This is a genomic window from Streptomyces violaceorubidus (genome assembly GCF_000717995.1).
Taxonomy (GTDB): Bacteria; Actinomycetota; Actinomycetes; order Streptomycetales; family Streptomycetaceae; genus Streptomyces; species Streptomyces violaceorubidus.
Genome location: NZ_JODM01000001.1, coordinates 801937 through 819417 on the forward strand (window position 1 = coordinate 801937; position 17481 = coordinate 819417).

Here is a 17481-nt window from a genome sequence, read left to right on the forward strand (position 1 = left end):
GGCGGTCACCCCTTACCGGTCACAGGCGGGCGCGGGTCGCCTCCAGCAGGCGCACGACCGACTCGTCAGCCACGTCCGCGACCTCGGCGTACGGGAACCAGCGCAGGTCGAGGGACTCGTCGCTGATCACCTCCACGGCCCCCTCGGGAGCCAGGGCCGCGTACTGGACGTCCAGGTGCCAGGCACAGGGCGTGTGGTGGCGGTCCAGCCGCACGGGGCCACCGGACAGCAGGGTCAGTCCCGCGATGCCCGACTCCTCCGTGCCCTCGCGCAGGGCCGCCCGGGCCAGCGTCTCGTCGACCGGCTCGCAGTGACCGCCCATCTGCAGCCACATACGCATCTTCCTGTGCAGGGTGAGCAGGACCCGCTCGCGCGAGGGATCGATCACCAGGGCGCTCGCCGTGACGTGCCCGTCCGCGCACGCCTTCCACATCCCGTCCGGGTGGGTGGCGAGATGGTCCAGGTAGACCTGTCGCAGCCCGTGCTGGCCCTCGTACGCCTTCAGGACCAGGACCGCGTCGTCGTGGAGGCTCACTCGCCGCCTTCGCCCTTGGTCTCGTCCCCGCTCTCGCCCGGGTCCTTCTTCTTCAGGTCGGGCTTGCCCGCCGCCTCGCCGAGCATCTTGTCCAGCTCGGAGAAGTCGAGCTGCTCGCGGTGCACGAAGCCGTCCGGGTCGTCCAGGTCGGTCGCGGTCGGCAGCATGTCCGGGTGGGCCCACAGGCCGTCCCGGCCGTCGACACCGTGCGCGTCCGTCAGCGACGCCCACAGGCGGGAGGCGTCGCGCAGCCGGCGCGGGCGCAGCTCCAGACCGATCAGAGTCGCGAACGTCTGCTCCGCGGGACCGCCCGAGGCGCGACGGCGGCGCAGCGTCTCGCGCAGCGCGTCGGCGGAGGACAGACGCGGCTTGGCGGCGGTGTGCACCACCGCGTCCACCCAGCCCTCCACGAGCGCCAGGGCCGTCTCCAGACGGGCCAGGGCCGCCTTCTGCTCCGGAGTGTCCTCCGGCTGGAACATGCCCTGCTGGAGAGCCTCCTGCAGCTGCTCGGGGTTCTGCGGGTCGAACTGGCCGACCACGTCCTCCAGCTTGGCCGTGTCGACCTTGATGCCACGGGCGTAGCCCTCGACGGCGCCGAACAGGTGCGAGCGCAGCCACGGCACATGCGCGAAGAGGCGCTGGTGGGCGGCCTCGCGCAGGGCCAGGTACAGCCGCACCTCGTCCTGCGGCACACCGAGGTCCTTGCCGAACGACTCGATGTTCACCGGCAGCAGCGCGGCCTTGCCGGCCGGGCCGAGCGGCAGGCCCACGTCGGTCGAGCCGACGACCTCGCCGGCGAGCACGCCGACGGCCTGTCCGATCTGCGTGCCGAACATCGCGCCGCCCATGGAGCGCATCATGCCGATCAGCGGGCCGGCCATGGCCTGCATCTCCTCCGGCAGGACGTCACCCATGGCGTTGCCGACGCGCTCGGCGACCGGGTCGACCAGCTCGCGCCAGGCGGGCAGGGTGGCCTCGACCCACTCCGCGCGGCTCCAGGCGACGGCGGTGCCCGCGCCCGACGGCAGGGCCGTCGCGTCGTCGAGCCACAGGTCGGCCAGGCGCACCGCCTCCTGGACGGCATTGCGCTCGGCGGGACCGACACTGGCGTCCTTGCGGCCGTCCGGCGTGCCCTGGGAGACCGTCTGGCGGGCGATCTGCTTGGCCATGTCCCAGTTCACCGGGCCGCCCTCGTAGGAGAGCATCTGGCCGAGCTGCTGGAACGCGGCGCCCAGGTCGTTGGGGTTCATGGAACCGAACATGGCAGCGAACGGGTTGTCCGCGCCGGGGCCGCCCAGGCCTCCGGCTCCGGACATCCCGAAACCGAACGGGTTGGCCGGTCCCTGACCACCGCCGCTCTGCTGGTCCTTCTTCTTGCCCTCGTCGCCGTCGTCCGGCTCCTCCGGCGGAAGGCCGAATCCGAATGGGGTGTCACTCACGGGGTTCCTCGGCTGGTAAGGCCACCGGTTCTTTCCGGCGGCACGGCTGCCCGACTTCACCACCCAGCGTAGACACCCGAAGCCGTTCGGGCCTCGGTGCTTCGCCGACTGACGGCCTGCGGCAGGATGGATGCCACCTGGTACGCACGCGTCGCTCGCGCTCGTACTGAAGACAACCTCTGGAGACGCCCGGTGAGTTCCCCAGATCCGCAGGTTCGCGCAGCGCGAAACCAGTCAACCAGCTCCGCCCGCCCCGGCGCGCGCGGACCCGTCGTCGCGGTCACCGGTGCCGCGTCCGGGGTCGGGGCCCTGCTCACCGAGCGGCTCGCCGCGTCCGCCGAGGTCAGGCAGGTCGTGGCCATCGACGAACGGCGCGGGGCGTGCGAGGCGGCCCAGTGGCAGATCCTGGACGTACGGGACCCGGCCATCGCCGAGAAACTGCGTGGTGCGGACGTCGTGGTGCACCTGGCGCTCGACCTCGACCTGGAGACCGACGCGGCCGCCCGTACGGCTTACAACGTCCGGGGGACGCAGACCGTTCTGACCGCCGCGGCGGCGGCCGGGGTGCACCGTGTCGTGCTGTGCACCTCCGCGATGGTCTACGGCGCCCTCCCGGACAACGAGCTGCCGCTGTCCGAGGACGCCGAGCTGCGCGCCACGGCCGAGGCCACGGGCGTCGGGGACCTGCTGGAGATCGAGCGGCTCGCGCGACGCGCGCCCCGGGCGCATCCCGGCCTGAACGTCACCGTGGTGCGGCCCGCCGTACTGGTCGGAGGCGTGGACACCGCGCTGACCAGGTACTTCGAGTCGCCCCGGCTGCTGGTCGTGGCCGGATCGCGGCCCGCCTGGCAGTTCTGCCACGTCGACGACCTGTGCAGTGCCCTGGAGTACGCCGTCCTGGAGAAGGCCGACGGTGAGCTGGCCGTCGGGTGCGACGGCTGGCTGGAGCAGGAGGAGGTCGAGGAGCTCAGCGGCATCCGGCGGATGGAGCTGCCCTCCGCGGTCGCGCTCGGCGCGGCGGCCCGGCTGCACCGGATCGGACTGACGCCCTCCCCGGCGGGGGACCTGGCGTACACGATGTACCCCTGGGTCGTGAGCGGCAGCCGCCTGCACGACGCCGGATGGCGTCCCAAGCACACGAACGAGGAGGTCCTGGCGGAGCTGCTGGAGGAGGTCTCCGGGCGGCACACGGTCGCCGGCCGGCGCCTGGGGCGCAAGGACGCGACGGCGGCGGGGGCCGCGGGCGCGACGGTGGCGCTGCTGGGCGCGGCCGCGGTGGTGCGCCGCGCGCGCAAGGCCCGGCGCCGCATCTGAGCGGGGCACCGGTCGGCCGGCCGCCCCTGCCGGCGGCTTCCTGGAGGAGGCTCCAACGCCGTACGCGCGCGTGCCGGACGATCACGCTGTTCCGCACCGTCAGTGGCGTGGGGCACGATGGGCGTATGGCAACCACGAACGACCACCCCGGTGAGCTGGCCGCAGCGGACCCCGTCAAGCTGATCGGCATCCGCGAGACCCCCCTGTCCGTGGACGAGGTCTTCCGCGCGGTCGGGGACGACGCGTCCGGCGGCACCGCGCTGTTCGTGGGCACCGTGCGCAACCACGACGGCGGCACCGACGTCGACCGGCTCGGGTACTCGTGCCACCCGAGCGCCGAGGCCGAGATGCGGCGGATCGCCGAGAAGGTCGTCGCCGAGTACCCCGTACGGGCGCTCGCGGCGGTGCACCGGGTGGGGGACCTGGAGGTCGGGGACCTCGCGGTGGTCGTCGCCGTGTCCTGCCCGCACCGGGGCGAGGCCTTCGACGCCTGCCGGATGCTGATCGACGACCTGAAGCACGAGGTGCCCATCTGGAAGCATCAGACGTTCTCCGACGGTACCGAGGAATGGGTGGGCGCCTAGGGCCTCCGGCCCGGTGGCGGAGCGGCGCCCGGCCCGTGGCTCCGGTTGCGTAACCCGCCCCCCGGCGTGAGCGTTGTCACTGCGAATGGTTAATCTGCTGATCAGTCAGTCGCGGACGCTCATGGGGTTGGGAGGTCGGCATGGCAGCGCTTGCCTGGTTGCTCATTCCGCTGGTGGCCGCTGTCGGTGCGGGCCTGTGGGGCAGTTGGGCCAACCGGACCCGCAAGGCGCGGAGCGACGGTCCCGAACTGGACGGGTACGCCCGGTTCCGTGAGGCCATGGAGAAGCCCCGCACGGGTGCCTGACGGCCTCCCCGGGGCCCCGCCCTGACGGTGCTCCGACAGCAGGGTCCCGTACTGTCGTGCCATGCCACGCCGCACCGCGACGATGCTCGCCTCCACCCTGATGCTGATCGCGCTCCTGTGCGCGGGTGTGTTCATCCCCGTGCCGTATTCGGAGATGTCACCCGGGCCGACGGTGAACACCCTGGGGGACCACGACGGCGAGCCGGTGCTCCAGATCACCGGCCACAAGACCTACGAGGCGAGCGGTCATCTGAACATGACCACCGTCCGGGTCACCAGCGCCGAGTACAAGATGAACCTCGTGGAGGCCGTCTACGGCTGGCTGGCCCACGACAACGCCGTGGTGCCGCACGACACCCTCTACCCGGACGGCAAGACCGAGGAGGAGGCCACCCAGGAGAACGCGGAGGAGTTCAGCCAGTCCCAGGAGAGCGCGAAGGTGGCCGCCCTGAAGGCGCTGGACATCCCGGTGAAGTCCTGGGTGGTCGTCTCCGCCGTCGTCAAGGACTCCCCGTCGCAGGGCAGGCTGCACGCCGGTGACGTGATCAAGGCCGTGGACGGTACGACCGTCAAGAAGCCCACGGACGTCGCCGAGCTGGTCACCAAGCACGAGCCGGGCGAGGACACCGTCTTCACGATCGTGCCCGCCAAGGAGCAGGCCGCGGCGGAGAAGGAGGGCCGGACGGCGACGAAGACACAGAAGGTCACGGTCACCACCGAGACCTCCGACGACGCCGGCGAGAAGCGCGCCGTCGTCGGGATCTCCGCCGGAACCGACCACACGTTCCCGTTCGACATCGACATCAAGCTGGCCGACGTCGGCGGCCCGAGCGCCGGTCTGATGTTCGCCCTCGGCCTCTACGACAAGCTCACCCCCGGCGACCTCACCGGCGGCAAGTTCGTCGCCGGCACCGGGACGATCGACGACAACGGCAAGGTCGGCCCGATCGGCGGCATCGGCATGAAGACCATCGGCGCGCACGACAAGGGCGCCCAGTACTTCCTGACCCCCGCGGACAACTGCGCGGCGGCCGCCGAGGACACCCCCGACGGCCTCACCCTGGTGAAGGTCGACACCATCGACGACGCCCTCGGCGCGCTGAAGGACATCCGCTCCGGAAAGACCGCCGACCTGCCGAAGTGCTCGCAGAGCTGACCTCGCCCGCACGGCCCTCCCGGCGGTCGGCGTCCGTCGGGGTCTACTCCTCGAAGGTCGCCGTCAGCGCCTCGGCCAGACCCGGCACCAGGTCGGAGCCCGTCAGGACCTCCGTCGCGGTGTCCTTCTCCCGCAGCCGCAGGGCCGAGTCGCGGGCGCCGTCGCGCAGGACCGCGACCGTCATGCGGACCTCCTGGCGGTCCGGGTGCTCCGCCACCCACTGCGCGAGCTTCGCCTCGTTGAGGCCCGAAGGCACCTGAGCCTCGGCCGAGGGCGGCAGCATCAGGCGCTCCACGGCGAGCGCGCAGCCGACCACGGCGTCGGGCCAGGCGATGGTGCCCAGGAACTCGTCGAGCGCCTGGCCCGTTGGAATCTCGTCCTGCTCGATCGGGGTCAGGCCGGAGGTCTCCGGTTCGTCCCGCAGACCGAGCCGGTCCGCGAGTGAGGGCTGGTCGGCCCGCAGCCGTGCGGTGTCGACAAGTGCGAAGAGGCGTGCGGGCTGGTCCCAGCCGAGGCCGGAGACGTACTCGTCGATCTCGAGTACGGCCCGGGTGAGGGGGCTCGCTGCCATGGGGGTGTTGGACATGGTCACAATCCTGCCTCGTTCATGGCCCGAATCGGGAACCGAGTAAACGATGAGTAAGTTGCATAAGTGTGGGCCCACGATCACGGGGGCGCACGGGGGGCCCGCGAACCCGAGGGCCTGACGGATCAACAGCGAACTTCGAGGTGCGCACCTTGGCTTTCCAGATGCCGGACCGCGGCGGAGGCCCCCCGACGGGGCCGCGGATCAGAGTGGGCCGCCCGTCCCGGCGTGTCCGAACCCTGCTGCTGACACTTGGTGTCCTAGCCGTGCTCCTCATGGCGTTCACCATGTTCGCGGGATTCTGGACGGACTGGCTCTGGTACCGGTCGGTCCACTACTCGTCGGTGTTCACGACGACCCTGTGGACCAAGATCGGTCTCTTCTTCGTCTTCGGCCTGCTGATGGCGCTCGCCGTCGGGTTCAACATCTGGTTGGCCCACCGCCTGCGCCCGCCGCTGAGCGCCATGTCGATGGAGCAGCAGAACCTCGACCGGTACCGAATGGGCATCGCCCCGTACAAGAAGTGGCTGCTGTTCGGCATCACCGCCCTGGTCGGCCTGATCGCCGGCGCCTCGGCCTCCGGTCAGTGGCGGACCTGGCTGATGTGGGTCAACGGCGTGCCCTTCGGGCAGAAGGACCCCCAGTTCAAGCTGGACGTCTCCTTCTACGCCTTCGACCTGCCCTGGTACCGCTTCCTGCTCGGCTTCGGCTTCGCAGCAGTGATCATTTCCGTGATCGCCGCCGCGCTCACCCACTACCTGTACGGCGGGCTCCGCGTCACCAGCCCGGGCGCGCGTGCCACGGCCGCGGCCACCGGGCACCTGTCGGTGCTCATCGGCGTCTTCGTCGCCCTCAAGGCGGTCGCCTACTGGCTCGACCGGTACGGCCTCGCGGTGAAGTCCAGCGACTTCAAGGCGACCGACAACTGGACGGGCCTCAGGTACGTCGACGCCAACGCCTACCTGCCGGCCAAGACGATCCTGTTCTGCATCGCGGTCATCTGCGCCCTGTTGTTCTTCGCCACCCTGTGGCGGCGTACCTGGCAGCTGCCCGTGATCGGCTTCGGCCTGATGGTGCTCTCCGCGATCCTCATCGGCGGCCTGTACCCGGCGCTGGTCCAGAAGTTCCAGGTCCAGCCGAACGAGCAGGCCAAGGAGGCGCCGTACGTCGAGAAGAACCTCGCGGCCACGCGCGACGCGTACGGCATCGAGGGCACCCAGGTCACCGAGTACCCGGGCAAGAGCGAGACCAAGGACAAGACCAAGCTCCGTGACGACGCGGACGCCGCGGCATCCGTCCGGATCATGGACCCGAACATCATCTCGCCGACGTTCCAGCAGCTCCAGCAGATGCGTAACTACTACGCGTTCCCGACCAACCTGGACGTCGACCGCTACGCCAAGGACGGCAAGGACCAGGACACGGTCATCGGCCTGCGCGAGCTGAACCTGGCGGGCATCCCGAAGAAGAACTGGATCAACAACCACTTCCGCTACACCCACGGCTACGGCGTGGTCGCGGCGAAGGGCACCCAGGTCGACTCCGAGGGACGCCCGGTCTTCACCGAGTCCAACCTGCCGTCCGAGGGTGACCTCGGGAAGTACGAGCAGCGGGTCTACTACGGCGAGAAGACCACCACCTACTCGATCGTCGGCGGTCCCCAGAAGGAGATCGACTACTCCGACGACACCGGGGAGAAGACCTTCAGTTACCAGGGCGACGGCGGCGTCGACCTGTCCAACCCGATCAACCGGGCGGCGTACGCGGCGGCGTTCAGCGAGCCGCAGATCCTCTACTCCGGTGCGATCGGCGAGGGTTCCCGGATCCTTTACAACCGCACGCCCAAGGAGCGCGTCGAGGCGGTCGCGCCCTGGCTGACCATCGACGGCGACGCCTATCCGGCGGTGGTGGACGGCCGTATCCAGTGGATCGTCGACGCCTACACGACGACGAACGGCTATCCGTACGCCTCCCGTACGACGCTCGGCGACACCACGGCCGACTCGCTGACCGCGAACAACAACTCGCGCGCGGTGGTGGCCCAGCAGAACCAGGTCAACTACATCCGCAACTCCGTGAAGGCGACCGTCGACGCGTACAGCGGTGACGTGAAGCTCTACCAGTGGGACACCCAGGATCCGATTCTGAAGACCTGGATGAAGGCGTTCCCGGGCACGGTGCAGGACAAGAGCGAGATCTCCGGCGAGCTGATGGCGCACCTGCGCTATCCGCAGGACCTGTTCAAGGTCCAGCGCGAGCTGCTCACGCGCTACCACGTGAAGGACGCCAACACGTTCCTCAGCGGCAGCGAGGTGTGGCAGGTGCCGGACGACCCGACCAACAAGTCGGGCGACGCGGTGCCGCCGTACTACCTGAGCATGAAGATGCCGGACCAGAAGGCACAGGCCTTCTCGCTGACGACGACGTTCACCCCCAACGGGCGTGACAACCTCAGCGCGTTCATGGCGGTCGACGCCGAGGCGGGCACCAGTGACTACGGCAAGATCAGAATCCTGAAACTGCCGACGAGCACGACCGTCGACGGACCCAAACAGGTGCAGAGCCAGTTCAACTCCGAACAGGACATCGCCGAGTCCATCAGGCTGCTGAGGGGCGGCGACTCGGAGGTGGAGTACGGCAATCTGCTGACGGTGCCGCTGGACGGCGGACTGTTGTACGTCGAGCCCGTCTATGTGCGCGGTGGCGACCTCAAGTACCCGTTGCTGCGCAAGGTCCTGGTGAGTTACGGGGGCAACACGGCCTTCGAGAACACGCTCGACGCGGCCCTCAACAAGGTCTTCGGAGCCCAGGCCGCGGAGAACGAACAGCCACCGGCGGACGAGGGCGACGACACCACCCAGCCACCGCCGTCGTCCGACAACCCGACGGTCCGGGAAGCGCTGAGCGATGCGCAGAAGGCCTTCGACGCCGGCCAGAAGGCCCTGGAGCAGAAGGACCTGGCCGCGTACGCCGAGGCGCAGAAGGACCTCGAGCAGGCGCTCCAGCGGGCCGAGGACGCACAGGCCAAGGCCGACCAGAGCGCCGGCGGCAAGAACGGCGACGACAAGAACAGCGGGGACAAGGCCGCAAGCGACAAGGGCGCAAGCGACAAGGCCGCAAGCGACAAGGCCGCAAGCGACAAGGCCAGTGCGGACGCGACACCGGCCGGCGATGCCGGGGCGGGAGCGGACACCGGCTGACCGCAGGCCCCGCGCCGGGCGTTCGCAACGGGCGTTCGGGCTGGTCAAAGCCCATCCCGCGCCGTGTTAGGGTTGTGAACACAACGGCGCGGGGTGGAGCAGCTCGGTAGCTCGCTGGGCTCATAACCCAGAGGTCGCAGGTTCAAATCCTGTCCCCGCTACTGACGTCGTGAGCTGGTTGCGAACGACCACGAAGGCCCGGATTCCCACAAGGGATCCGGGCCTTCGTGATATGCGAACGCATGTCCCGGCGAAACACGACGGCCGCGCCGCCTCGGGGAGTTGGGCAGTTCTGTGTTTGACTTGTCTCCCTGTGGGCATGTCGACAAAACGCTGAAGTGACCTCACTGACTGCGGTATACCGGGTGTGCCGAGGTTGCGGGTGGTGCGACGATGAACGTTATGGGGGACATGGCAAATCTGTTCGGGACAGGGCGTTTTGCGCAACCGTCCGGTCAGCCGTCGGGTCAGGAGGAGGCCACGGACGAGGCCCAGGAAGCCGCCGACGAGGCCGCCGAGGAAGTGCGGCTGCGGCTTGCCGTCGACGGCGGTGACGTCGAGGCGATGAGCGTGCTCGGCGCGATGCTGCTGCGCCGCGGCGACTTCGACGGGGCCGAGTCGCACCTGCGTGCCGCCACCGCGGCCGGCGACCGGGCCGCCGCCAACAACCTGGGCGTCCTGCTGCACCAGCGCGGATACGCGGACGAGGCCGCCGGGTGGTGGCGCATCGCAGCCGTCGCCGGATCCGCCGCCGCCGCGCACGCGCTGGGCCGGCACTACCGCGAACGCGGGGACGAGCCCGCCGCCGAGTACTGGCTGTGCCAGTCCGCGGAACAGGGCCACGTACTGGGCGCCTACGCGCTCGCCGACCTGCTGGAGCACCGCGGCGACGACACCGGGTCCGAGCGGTGGATGCGGGCCGCGGCCGAGCGCGGGCACCGGGAAGCGGCGTACCGGCTGGCGCGGACGCTGGACCGACGGGCCGGGCGCGAGGGCGACGACAAGGCCGCCGCACTCGCGGCCGACGAGGCCGAGCAGTGGTACCGGCAGGCCGCCGCGCGCGGTCACCGGCGGGGCGCCCTGCACCTCGGGACGATCCTGGAGAGGCGCGGCGAGCTCAAGGAGGCCGGCCGCTGGTACCTCACGTCCGCCAAGGACGGCGAGGCCCGCGCCGCCTGTGCGCTCGGCTTCCTGCTGCGGGACGCCGGGGACACCGAGAGCGCCGCCGTGTGGTGGCTGCGCGCCGCCCAGGACGGCGATGGCAACGCCGCCAACGCCCTGGGCGCGCTGCACGCCGAGCGCGGCGAGACCCAGACCGCGGAGCGCTGGTACCGGGCCGCGATGGACGCCGGCGACGACAACGGGGCGTACAACCTCGGGCTGCTCTGCGCCGAGCAGGGGCGCACCACGCAGGCCGAGCAGTGGTACCGGCGGGCGGCGTACGCCGGGCACCGGGAGGCCTCCAACGCGCTGGCCATCCTGCTGCTGCGCGCCGGGGACGAGAGCGGCGCCGAGCCGTGGTTCTCCAAGGCCGCGGAGGCGGGCAGCGTCGACGCCGCCTTCAACCTCGGGATCCTGCACGCCGGGCGGAGCGAGGAGCGGGCGGCGCTGCGCTGGTACGAGCGGGCCGCCGCGGCCGGGCACACCGAGGCCGCGCTCCAGGTCGGGATGGCACGGCTGCGCGACGGAGACGAGCGCGAGGCGGAACGCTTCCTGCGCTGTGCGGCGGGCGGCGGCAGTGCCGAGGCCGCCTACCGGCTGGCGACGGTACTGGACGCGCGTCGGCCACCCCCGCCCGCGCACGAGCTCGGTGAGCCGGCGCAGGAGAAGTCCGAGTGCGAGGAGTGGTACGAGCGGGCGGCCTCCCAAGGGCACCGGCGGGCCCAGGTGCGGGTCGGGATGCTGGCCGCGGCGCGGGGGGACGTGGTGGAGGCCGCGCGGTGGTACCGCGAGGCGGCCGAGGCCGGGTCGCGCAACGGCGCGTTCAACCTCGGGCTGCTGCTGGCGCGCGAGGGGAGCGAGCCGGAGGCCGTCGTGTGGTGGCGCCGGGCGGCCGACGCCGGGCACGGGCGGGCGGCGCTGCGGCTGGCGCTGGTGTTCGCGCGGCGGGGGGAGCTGGCGGAGGGGCAGCGGTGGGCGGACCTGGCGGTGTCGCTGGGGCCGGCGGAGGTGGGGGAGCGGGCGGCTCGGTTGCGGGACGCGTTGCGGCAGGAGCTGTCGGCGTGAGGCGTGAGGCGTGGGGCGTGAGGCGGGACGCTGTGCTGAGCCCGTGCGCTTCTTGAACGTGCCCGGCACCAACCTGAGCCGGCGGTGGGTGCGCGGCCTGGCGCAGCGGGGTGCCGCTGCGCCCACCCACGACTGCCTGCCCGCAGTAAGGAAGACGCACCTAGGGCCGGAATCCGATCGGATTCCGGCCCTAGGCCTTCAGTAGCGGGGACAGGATTTGAACCTGCGACCTCTGGGTTATGAGCCCAGCGAGCTACCGAGCTGCTCCACCCCGCGTCGATGAATGGAACACTACGTCAACCTGAAGACGAGAAGCAAATCCGCGCTCATGCCGCCGCGCAGTTCGGGCAGGTGCCGCGGTACGTCACCTCGACGTCCGACACCGTGAAGCCGAATCGCTCCGCGTCGGGGAGGTCGGCCAGCGGGTTGCCGTTCGGGTGGACGTCGCGGATCGCGCCGCACTGGGAGCAGACCAGGTGGTGGTGCGGCCGGTGCGCGTTCGGGTCGTAGCGCTTGGCGCGCTTGTCCGTGGCCACCTCCAGCACCTCGCCGAGCGAGACCAGCTCGCCGAGGGTGTTGTAGACCGTCGCCCGGGAGATCTCGGGGAGCTTGCCGACGGCCCTGGAGTGCACCTCGTCGGCCGTCAGGTGGACGTGTTCGCCGTCGAGGACCTCGGCCACCACCCGCCGCTGCGCGGTCATGCGCCAACCGCGCCCGCGCAGCCGTTCCAGAAGGTCACTCATACACATCAGCCTAACAGCAACGGGGACCAGGTCCCGAATGGGTGTGATTTTGGAGCCTTGCTTGACTTAGACATTGTCTATTGTAGGATCGGCAACGATATTAGCCAAGAGGTAGGCCGGCAAGGACCGGCAGGACCGCCAGGATGGCCAAACAGGAGGAGCTCGTGACCCAGGGACCGCTCACTACGGAGACAGGTGCTCCCGTAGCCGACAACCAGAACAGTGAGACGGCGGGCGTCGGCGGCCCCGTGCTCGTCCAGGACCAGCTCCTTCTCGAGAAGCTGGCCCACTTCAACCGTGAGCGCATCCCGGAGCGCGTCGTGCACGCCCGCGGCGCCGGCGCCTACGGCACCTTCACGGTCACCGCCGACGTCACCGGGTACACGCGCGCGGCCTTCCTCTCCGAGGTCGGCAAGGAGACGGAGACCTTCCTCCGCTTCTCCACCGTGGCCGGCAACCTGGGTGCGGCGGACGCCGTCCGCGACCCGCGCGGCTTCTCGCTGAAGTTCTACACCGAGGAGGGCAATTACGACCTCGTCGGCAACAACACCCCGGTGTTCTTCATCAAGGACGCCATCAAGTTCCCCGACTTCATCCACACCCAGAAGCGCGACCCCTACACGGGCTCGACCGAGATGGACAACGTCTGGGACTTCTGGAGCCTGTCGCCGGAGTCGACGCACCAGGTGACCTGGCTGTTCGGCGACCGCGGCATCCCGGCGTCGTACCGCCACATGGACGGCTTCGGCTCGCACACCTACCAGTGGAACAACGAGGCGGGCGAGGCCTTCTGGGTCAAGTACCACTTCAAGACCGACCAGGGCATCAGGAACCTCACCCAGGCCGAGGCCGACCGGCTCGCCGGCGAGGACCCCGACTCCCACCAGCGCGACCTGCGCGAGGCCATCGAGCGCGGCGACCTCCCGTCCTGGACCGTCGGTGTGCAGATCATGCCGGTGGCCGAGGCGGCGACGTACCGATTCAACCCGTTCGACCTCACCAAGGTGTGGCCGCACGCGGACTACCCGATCGTCTGGTTCGGCAAGCTGGAGCTCAACCGCAACCCGGAGAACATCTTCGCCGAGGTCGAGCAGTCGATCTTCTCCCCGGCGCACTTCGTGCCCGGCATCGGGCCGTCCCCGGACAAGATGCTCCAGGGCCGCCTCTTCGCCTACGGCGACGCCCACCGCTACCGCGTCGGCATCAACGCCGACCAACTGCCGGTGAACCGCCCGCACGCCACCGTCGCGCGCACCAACTCCCGTGACGGCCACCTGTACGACGGCCGCCACAAGGGCGCGAAGAACTACGAGCCGAACAGTTTCGGCGGCCCCTTCCAGACGGACCGGGCCCTGTGGCAGCCGGTCGCGGTCTCCGGCGTCACCGGCGAGACCCGGGCGCCCTCTCACGCGCAGGACGACGACTTCGTCCAGGCGGGCAACCTCTACCGGCTGATGACGGAGGAGGAGAAGGGGCGGCTGATCGACAACCTGGCGGGCGCCCTCTCCAAGGTCTCGCGCGACGACATCGTCGAGCGCGCGGTCGGCAACTTCCGTCAGGCCGACGGTGACTTCGGCAAGCGGCTGGAGGCCGCGGTCCAGGCCCTGCGCGGCTGACGTCCAGCACTGGACCGCTTGTCGTAGCGGCGGGCCGGATCCCCGGGGACGGGGGTCCGGCCCGTTCGTCGCTCCGTCCCGTCAGGCGGTCACCACCGGCGCGTGGTGCGGAGCGCGCTCCGGCGCCCAGCGGCGGATGATGTCGCGCACCGAGACGATGCCGACCGGCTCGCCGCCCTCCAGGACGATGAGATGGCGGAAGCCGCCGTGCGCCATCGCGCCCGCCGCCTCCTCCACCGTCCAGGTCGGCGCGGCGAAGACGACGTCGGTGGTGGTGTGGCCGTGCGCGCGCTCGGTGTCCGGGTCTTGGCCCCGGCCCACGGAGACGAGGACGTCGCGTTCGGTGAGGATCCCGATGCCGCCGGCGTCGGGGTCGTACACCACGGCCGCGCCGACACGGCGGGCGGACATCAGGGCGGCGGCCTGGCGGAGTGTGTGGGCGGGACCGATGGTGAGGACGACCGTGCTCATGACTTCGCGGACGAGCATGGGTGGAGCCACCTCCTGCCGTGATCCATGAGTTCGTTCATGGATTCACAAGTTCACAAGTGGGGGAGCTCTCAGAGTGACAGGTAAAGCACGGGTCAACAAGGGGGCGCGGAGGGTGAGTCGACGGGCGCTCAGTAGCGCTGGTTGAGATACCCGAGCAGCTCGTCGTGGAGCCGGCCGTTCGACGCGGCCGCGTTCCCGCTGTGCGGGCCGGGGCGGCCGTCGAGGCCGGTGAAGGTGCCCCCGGCCTCCGTGACGATGATCGCGTTGGCGGCCATGTCCCAGAGGGAGAGCTCGGGTTCGGCGCAGATGTCCACCGAGCCCTCGGCGACCATCATGTAGGGCCAGAAGTCGCCGTACGCGCGCGTGCGCCACACCTCGCGGGTCAGGTCGAGGAAGCCGTCGAGCCGGCCCTGCTCCTCCCAGCCGCTCAGCGAGGAGTACGCGAAGGAGGCGTCGGAGAGCGTGGAGACCTGCGAGACGTGGATCCGGGAGGCGGAGGTCAGGCTGCGGCCGGTGAACGCGCCGTGGTCCTCCACCGCCCACCAGCGGCGGCCGAGCGCGGGCGCCGAGACGAGGCCGACGACCGGCTGGTAGCCGCCCTCCCTCGCCTCCATCAGGGCGATGAGGGTGGCCCACACGGGGACGCCGCGCACGTAGTTCTTGGTGCCGTCAATCGGGTCCACCACCCAGCGGCGCGGCCCGGTGCCCGCCACGCCGAACTCCTCGCCGTGGACCGAGTCACGGGGGCGGGCGCGGGCGAGGTGGCCGCGGATGAGTTCCTCGGCGGCCTTGTCCGCCTCGCTCACCGGGGTCATGTCCGGCTTCGTCTCGACCTTCAGGTCGAGGGCCTTGAAGCGGTCCATCGTCGCGGCGTCGGCGGCGTCGGCGAGGACGTGCGCGAGGCGGAGGTCGTCGAGGTAATCGGGCATGCCGTCACGCTATCTGCCGCGGGCGGGGCGGGGCCACCAGGGCTTTGGCGGGCGTGGCGGGGGGCGGCCGGGCGGCGCGAGGACCCTTGACAGTGCCCCCGTACCCGTCAAATCTGGCAGCAAGCCGCTCGGCACATCCGGCAGCATTCGCTTCGGCACATCCGGCAGCATTCGCTCGGCCCGAGGGAGGCGAGGGTGCCTGCAGCCCGGGAGTCCCTGCTCGATGCCGCTTGCTCGGCTCTGGAGCGCCGGCCGTGGTCCGCCGTGCGGATGGTGGACGTGGCGGCTTCCGCCGGGGTGTCCCGGCAGACCCTGTACAACGAGTTCGGCAGCAAGGACGGCCTGGCCCGGGCGCTGGTGCGGCGGGAGGCCGACGGCTATCTGGCCGGAGTGGAGCGCGCGCTCTCCGGGCCCGGTGATCCGCGCTCCGGGCCCAGCGACCCGCACGAACGACTCACCGCCACCGCCGAGTGGATGATGTCGGCCGCCCACGACAACGCGCTGGTCCGGGCCATGCTCACCGGCTGCTGGAGCGAGCGGCTGCCCTCGCCGGCCCTGTCGGCGGTGCCCTCGTCCTCCGCCGCGCCGGCCCAGCGGCGGGCCGACGGTCCGCTGCCCTCGCCCGGCGACTTCGTGGGCCTCGTCCGCGACCGTGCCGTGGCCGTCCTCGGCGGCTCCGGTCGGTCGGCGCCGTCGGACACCGCCGAACTGGCCCGCTCCTGCGAACTGGCCGTGCGGCTCGCCCTGTCCTGCGTCGCCGCGCCGCCCGCCGAGGGCGCGGTGGCCGACCTCCTGCGCGCCGTCCTGCCACGCCGGTCGACGGCGTAGCGGCGGCCGACGGCGCCCGGGGGAGGGGTCCTAGTGCGCCGAGCCGGACAGTTGCAGGCCGATCACGCCGATGATGACGAAGCTGATCGAGACGATCTTCAGGGTCGAGACCAGGTCGCCGAGGAAGACCATGCCGTAGATGGCGGTGCCCGCCGCGCCGATGCCGGTCCACACCGCGTACGCGGGGCCGACGTCCAGCTTCTTCAGGGACATCGTCAACAGGCCGAAACTGCCCAGTGCGAAGGCGCAGAAGGCGATGGTGGGCCAGAGCCGGGTGAAGCCGTGCGACAGCTTCAGACAGACGGCGAAGCCGGTTTCGAGCACTCCTGCCACTATGACCAGCAGCCACGCCATGTCTCGTCCTCCCGTGGTCCCCTACCGCGACCGCTGCGTCGGTGTCGACCAGTGGCTACGTCCGACAGCGACTTCGTCCGGCTTTTGCTCGGACTTGGTTCCGGCTTGGTGCGATTATGCACTTACCGGCCGCACGGCACGCCAAACAACGCGGGGGTCAGTCCCCTTCCTTGCGTTCCCGCGTCGACAGCAGTCGGCGCAGCGAGTACAGCCGGGCCGGATCGGCGTGTCCCTCGGCGACCCAGGCGTCCAGCGCGCAGTCGGGCTCGTCGTGGCTGCACGCCCGCGGGCAGCCCTCGGTGCCGGGCACCAGATCGGGGAAGGCGTTGATCACCCGGGACGGGTCGATGTGCGCGAGCCCGAACGACCGTACGCCCGGGGTGTCGACGACCCAGCCGCCCTCGGCCGAGGACAGCGGCAGGGCGAGGGCGGAGGTGGTGGTGTGCCGCCCGCGGCCCGTCACCGCGTTCACATGCCCCGTCACCCGGCGGCGGTCCTTTGGCACCAGGGTGTTGACCAGGGTCGTCTTGCCGACGCCGGAGTGGCCGACGAAGGCGGTGATCTTCCCGTCCAGGTGTTCGCGCACCAGGTCCGCGGCGGCGCCGTTCTCCAGCTCCTCCCGGCTGGTGACCACGTACGGGATGTCCAACGCGCCGTACAGCTCGAGGAGTTCGTCCGGCGGCGCCAGGTCCGACTTGGTCATCACCAGCAGCGGGGTGAGGCCGCCGTCGAACGCCGCGACCAGGCAGCGGTCGATGAGGCGGGGGCGCGGCTCGGGGTCGGCGAGGGCGGTGACGATGGCGAGCTGGTCGGCGTTGGCGACGACCACCCGCTCGTAGGGATCGTCGTCGTCGGCCGTGCGGCGCAGCAGGGAGACGCGTTCCTCGATGCGGACGATCCGCGCGAGGGTGTCCTTCTTGCCGGACAGGTCGCCGACCAGGGCCACCCGGTCGCCGACGACCGCCGCCTTGCGGCCCAGTTCACGGGCCTTCATCGCGATGACGATCCGGTCCTCGACCAGACAGGTCAGCCTGCCGCGGTCCACGGTGAGGACCAGGCCCTGCGCGGCGTCCTCGTGCTTGGGCCGGATGTGCGTACGCGGCCGGTTGCCCTTGCGGTTGGGGCGGGAGCGGATGTCGTCCTCGTCGGTGTGCTTGCCGTAGCGGCGCATGGC

At 70.8% G+C, this 17481-nt stretch carries 16 protein-coding genes and 2 tRNA genes; 9 read left to right on the top strand and 9 right to left on the bottom strand.

Translation table 11 applies throughout. From position 1 onward, the window contains the following. Nucleotides 1–19: 19 nt before the first annotated feature. A complete protein-coding gene (locus IE94_RS0103715; RefSeq protein ID WP_030145913.1) occupies nucleotides 20–535 on the bottom strand; it encodes an NUDIX hydrolase in 516 nt (171 codons plus the stop codon). Then, nucleotides 532–1974 (bottom strand): zinc-dependent metalloprotease, encoded by a 1443-nt coding sequence (locus IE94_RS0103720; RefSeq protein WP_030145914.1) that lies wholly within the window; start codon nucleotides 1972–1974, stop codon nucleotides 532–534. Before IE94_RS0103720 ends, IE94_RS0103715 begins: the two co-directional genes overlap by 4 nt. 192 nt (nucleotides 1975–2166) lie before the next feature. Between IE94_RS0103720 and IE94_RS0103725 the strand changes: the two genes are divergently transcribed. The 4 genes from IE94_RS0103725 (at nucleotide 2167) to IE94_RS0103740 (ending at nucleotide 5333) form a co-directional block, all read left to right on the top strand. Continuing rightward, a complete protein-coding gene (locus tag IE94_RS0103725; RefSeq protein ID WP_030145915.1) occupies nucleotides 2167–3288 on the top strand; it encodes an SDR family oxidoreductase in 1122 nt (373 codons plus the stop codon). A gap of 125 nt (nucleotides 3289–3413) precedes the next feature. Next, nucleotides 3414–3872 carry a molybdenum cofactor biosynthesis protein MoaE gene (locus tag IE94_RS0103730; protein WP_030145916.1) on the top strand — a complete coding sequence of 153 codons (459 nt, stop codon included), beginning with the start codon at nucleotides 3414–3416 and terminating at the stop codon, nucleotides 3870–3872. 140 nt (nucleotides 3873–4012) lie between these two features. Then, the gene (locus tag IE94_RS40265; RefSeq protein ID WP_007444545.1) at nucleotides 4013–4177 is read left to right on the top strand and encodes a hypothetical protein; all 165 of its coding nucleotides are present in this window, start codon (nucleotides 4013–4015) and stop codon (nucleotides 4175–4177) included. A gap of 61 nt (nucleotides 4178–4238) precedes the next feature. After that, nucleotides 4239–5333 carry a YlbL family protein gene (locus tag IE94_RS0103740; RefSeq protein ID WP_030145917.1) on the top strand — a complete coding sequence of 365 codons (1095 nt, stop codon included), beginning with the start codon at nucleotides 4239–4241 and terminating at the stop codon, nucleotides 5331–5333. A 43-nt stretch (nucleotides 5334–5376) separates the two neighbouring features. On the opposite strand, the gene IE94_RS0103745 is transcribed toward IE94_RS0103740, so the two are convergent. Beyond that, nucleotides 5377–5919: a PPA1309 family protein gene (locus IE94_RS0103745; RefSeq protein WP_030145918.1), complete on the bottom strand. Its 543-nt coding sequence runs from the start codon at nucleotides 5917–5919 to the stop codon at nucleotides 5377–5379. Nucleotides 5920–6083: 164 nt separating this feature from the next. Here IE94_RS0103745 and IE94_RS0103750 point away from each other — a divergent pair, with 164 nt between their 5' ends. The 3 genes from IE94_RS0103750 (at nucleotide 6084) to IE94_RS0103760 (ending at nucleotide 11345) form a co-directional block, all read left to right on the top strand. Next, nucleotides 6084–9119 (top strand): UPF0182 family membrane protein, encoded by a 3036-nt coding sequence (locus IE94_RS0103750; RefSeq protein WP_030145919.1) that lies wholly within the window; start codon nucleotides 6084–6086, stop codon nucleotides 9117–9119. A gap of 87 nt (nucleotides 9120–9206) precedes the next feature. Continuing rightward, a tRNA-Met gene (locus IE94_RS0103755) sits at nucleotides 9207–9280 on the top strand. A gap of 232 nt (nucleotides 9281–9512) precedes the next feature. Continuing rightward, on the top strand, nucleotides 9513–11345 hold the full coding sequence (locus tag IE94_RS0103760) for a tetratricopeptide repeat protein (protein ID WP_030145920.1): 1833 nt from the start codon (nucleotides 9513–9515) through the stop codon (nucleotides 11343–11345). A 202-nt stretch (nucleotides 11346–11547) separates the two neighbouring features. On the opposite strand, the gene IE94_RS0103765 is transcribed toward IE94_RS0103760, so the two are convergent. Both IE94_RS0103765 and IE94_RS0103770 read right to left on the bottom strand, forming a co-directional pair. Further along, nucleotides 11548–11621: transfer RNA gene (locus IE94_RS0103765), tRNA-Met, on the bottom strand. A 50-nt stretch (nucleotides 11622–11671) separates the two neighbouring features. Next, nucleotides 11672–12088: a Fur family transcriptional regulator gene (locus IE94_RS0103770; RefSeq protein ID WP_030145921.1), complete on the bottom strand. Its 417-nt coding sequence runs from the start codon at nucleotides 12086–12088 to the stop codon at nucleotides 11672–11674. Between the two features lie 164 nt (nucleotides 12089–12252). Here IE94_RS0103770 and IE94_RS0103775 point away from each other — a divergent pair, with 164 nt between their 5' ends. Next, nucleotides 12253–13704 carry a catalase gene (locus IE94_RS0103775; protein ID WP_030145922.1) on the top strand — a complete coding sequence of 484 codons (1452 nt, stop codon included), beginning with the start codon at nucleotides 12253–12255 and terminating at the stop codon, nucleotides 13702–13704. 81 nt (nucleotides 13705–13785) lie between these two features. Here the strand turns inward: IE94_RS0103775 and IE94_RS0103780 are convergent, their stop codons facing one another. Both IE94_RS0103780 and hisN read right to left on the bottom strand, forming a co-directional pair. Next, nucleotides 13786–14193, bottom strand: a complete 408-nt coding sequence (locus IE94_RS0103780; protein ID WP_030145923.1) for a CBS domain-containing protein — start codon at nucleotides 14191–14193, stop codon at nucleotides 13786–13788. 131 nt (nucleotides 14194–14324) lie between these two features. Then, nucleotides 14325–15125 carry a histidinol-phosphatase gene (hisN, locus tag IE94_RS0103785; protein WP_030145924.1) on the bottom strand — a complete coding sequence of 267 codons (801 nt, stop codon included), beginning with the start codon at nucleotides 15123–15125 and terminating at the stop codon, nucleotides 14325–14327. Nucleotides 15126–15320: 195 nt separating this feature from the next. Between hisN and IE94_RS0103790 the strand changes: the two genes are divergently transcribed. After that, complete coding sequence (locus IE94_RS0103790; RefSeq protein WP_030145925.1) at nucleotides 15321–15953, top strand: TetR/AcrR family transcriptional regulator; 633 nt, start codon at nucleotides 15321–15323, stop codon at nucleotides 15951–15953. A 30-nt stretch (nucleotides 15954–15983) separates the two neighbouring features. Here the strand turns inward: IE94_RS0103790 and IE94_RS0103795 are convergent, their stop codons facing one another. Together IE94_RS0103795 and rsgA are read right to left on the bottom strand one after the other, a co-directional pair. After that, complete coding sequence (locus tag IE94_RS0103795) at nucleotides 15984–16307, bottom strand: DMT family transporter (protein ID WP_030145926.1); 324 nt, start codon at nucleotides 16305–16307, stop codon at nucleotides 15984–15986. A gap of 157 nt (nucleotides 16308–16464) precedes the next feature. After that, on the bottom strand, nucleotides 16465–17478 hold the full coding sequence (rsgA, locus tag IE94_RS0103800; protein WP_030145927.1) for a ribosome small subunit-dependent GTPase A: 1014 nt from the start codon (nucleotides 17476–17478) through the stop codon (nucleotides 16465–16467). Between the last annotated feature and the right edge of the window lie 3 nt (nucleotides 17479–17481).

Excerpts from the sequence above, each read along its gene's own strand:
- IE94_RS0103730 (WP_030145916.1), top strand. The coding sequence starts at position 3,414 with ATGGCAACCACGAACGACCACCCCGGTGAGCTGGCCGCAGCGGACCCC.
- IE94_RS40265 (WP_007444545.1), top strand. The coding sequence starts at position 4,013 with ATGGCAGCGCTTGCCTGGTTGCTCATTCCGCTGGTGGCCGCTGTCGGT.
- IE94_RS0103740 (WP_030145917.1), top strand. The coding sequence starts at position 4,239 with ATGCCACGCCGCACCGCGACGATGCTCGCCTCCACCCTGATGCTGATC.
- IE94_RS0103745 (WP_030145918.1), bottom strand. The coding sequence starts at position 5,919 with ATGTCCAACACCCCCATGGCAGCGAGCCCCCTCACCCGGGCCGTACTC.
- IE94_RS0103750 (WP_030145919.1), top strand. The coding sequence starts at position 6,084 with ATGCCGGACCGCGGCGGAGGCCCCCCGACGGGGCCGCGGATCAGAGTG.
- IE94_RS0103760 (WP_030145920.1), top strand. The coding sequence starts at position 9,513 with ATGAACGTTATGGGGGACATGGCAAATCTGTTCGGGACAGGGCGTTTT.
- IE94_RS0103770 (WP_030145921.1), bottom strand. The coding sequence starts at position 12,088 with ATGAGTGACCTTCTGGAACGGCTGCGCGGGCGCGGTTGGCGCATGACC.
- IE94_RS0103780 (WP_030145923.1), bottom strand. The coding sequence starts at position 14,193 with ATGCTCGTCCGCGAAGTCATGAGCACGGTCGTCCTCACCATCGGTCCC.
- hisN (WP_030145924.1), bottom strand. The coding sequence starts at position 15,125 with ATGCCCGATTACCTCGACGACCTCCGCCTCGCGCACGTCCTCGCCGAC.
- IE94_RS0103795 (WP_030145926.1), bottom strand. The coding sequence starts at position 16,307 with ATGGCGTGGCTGCTGGTCATAGTGGCAGGAGTGCTCGAAACCGGCTTC.
- rsgA (WP_030145927.1), bottom strand. The coding sequence starts at position 17,478 with ATGCGCCGCTACGGCAAGCACACCGACGAGGACGACATCCGCTCCCGC.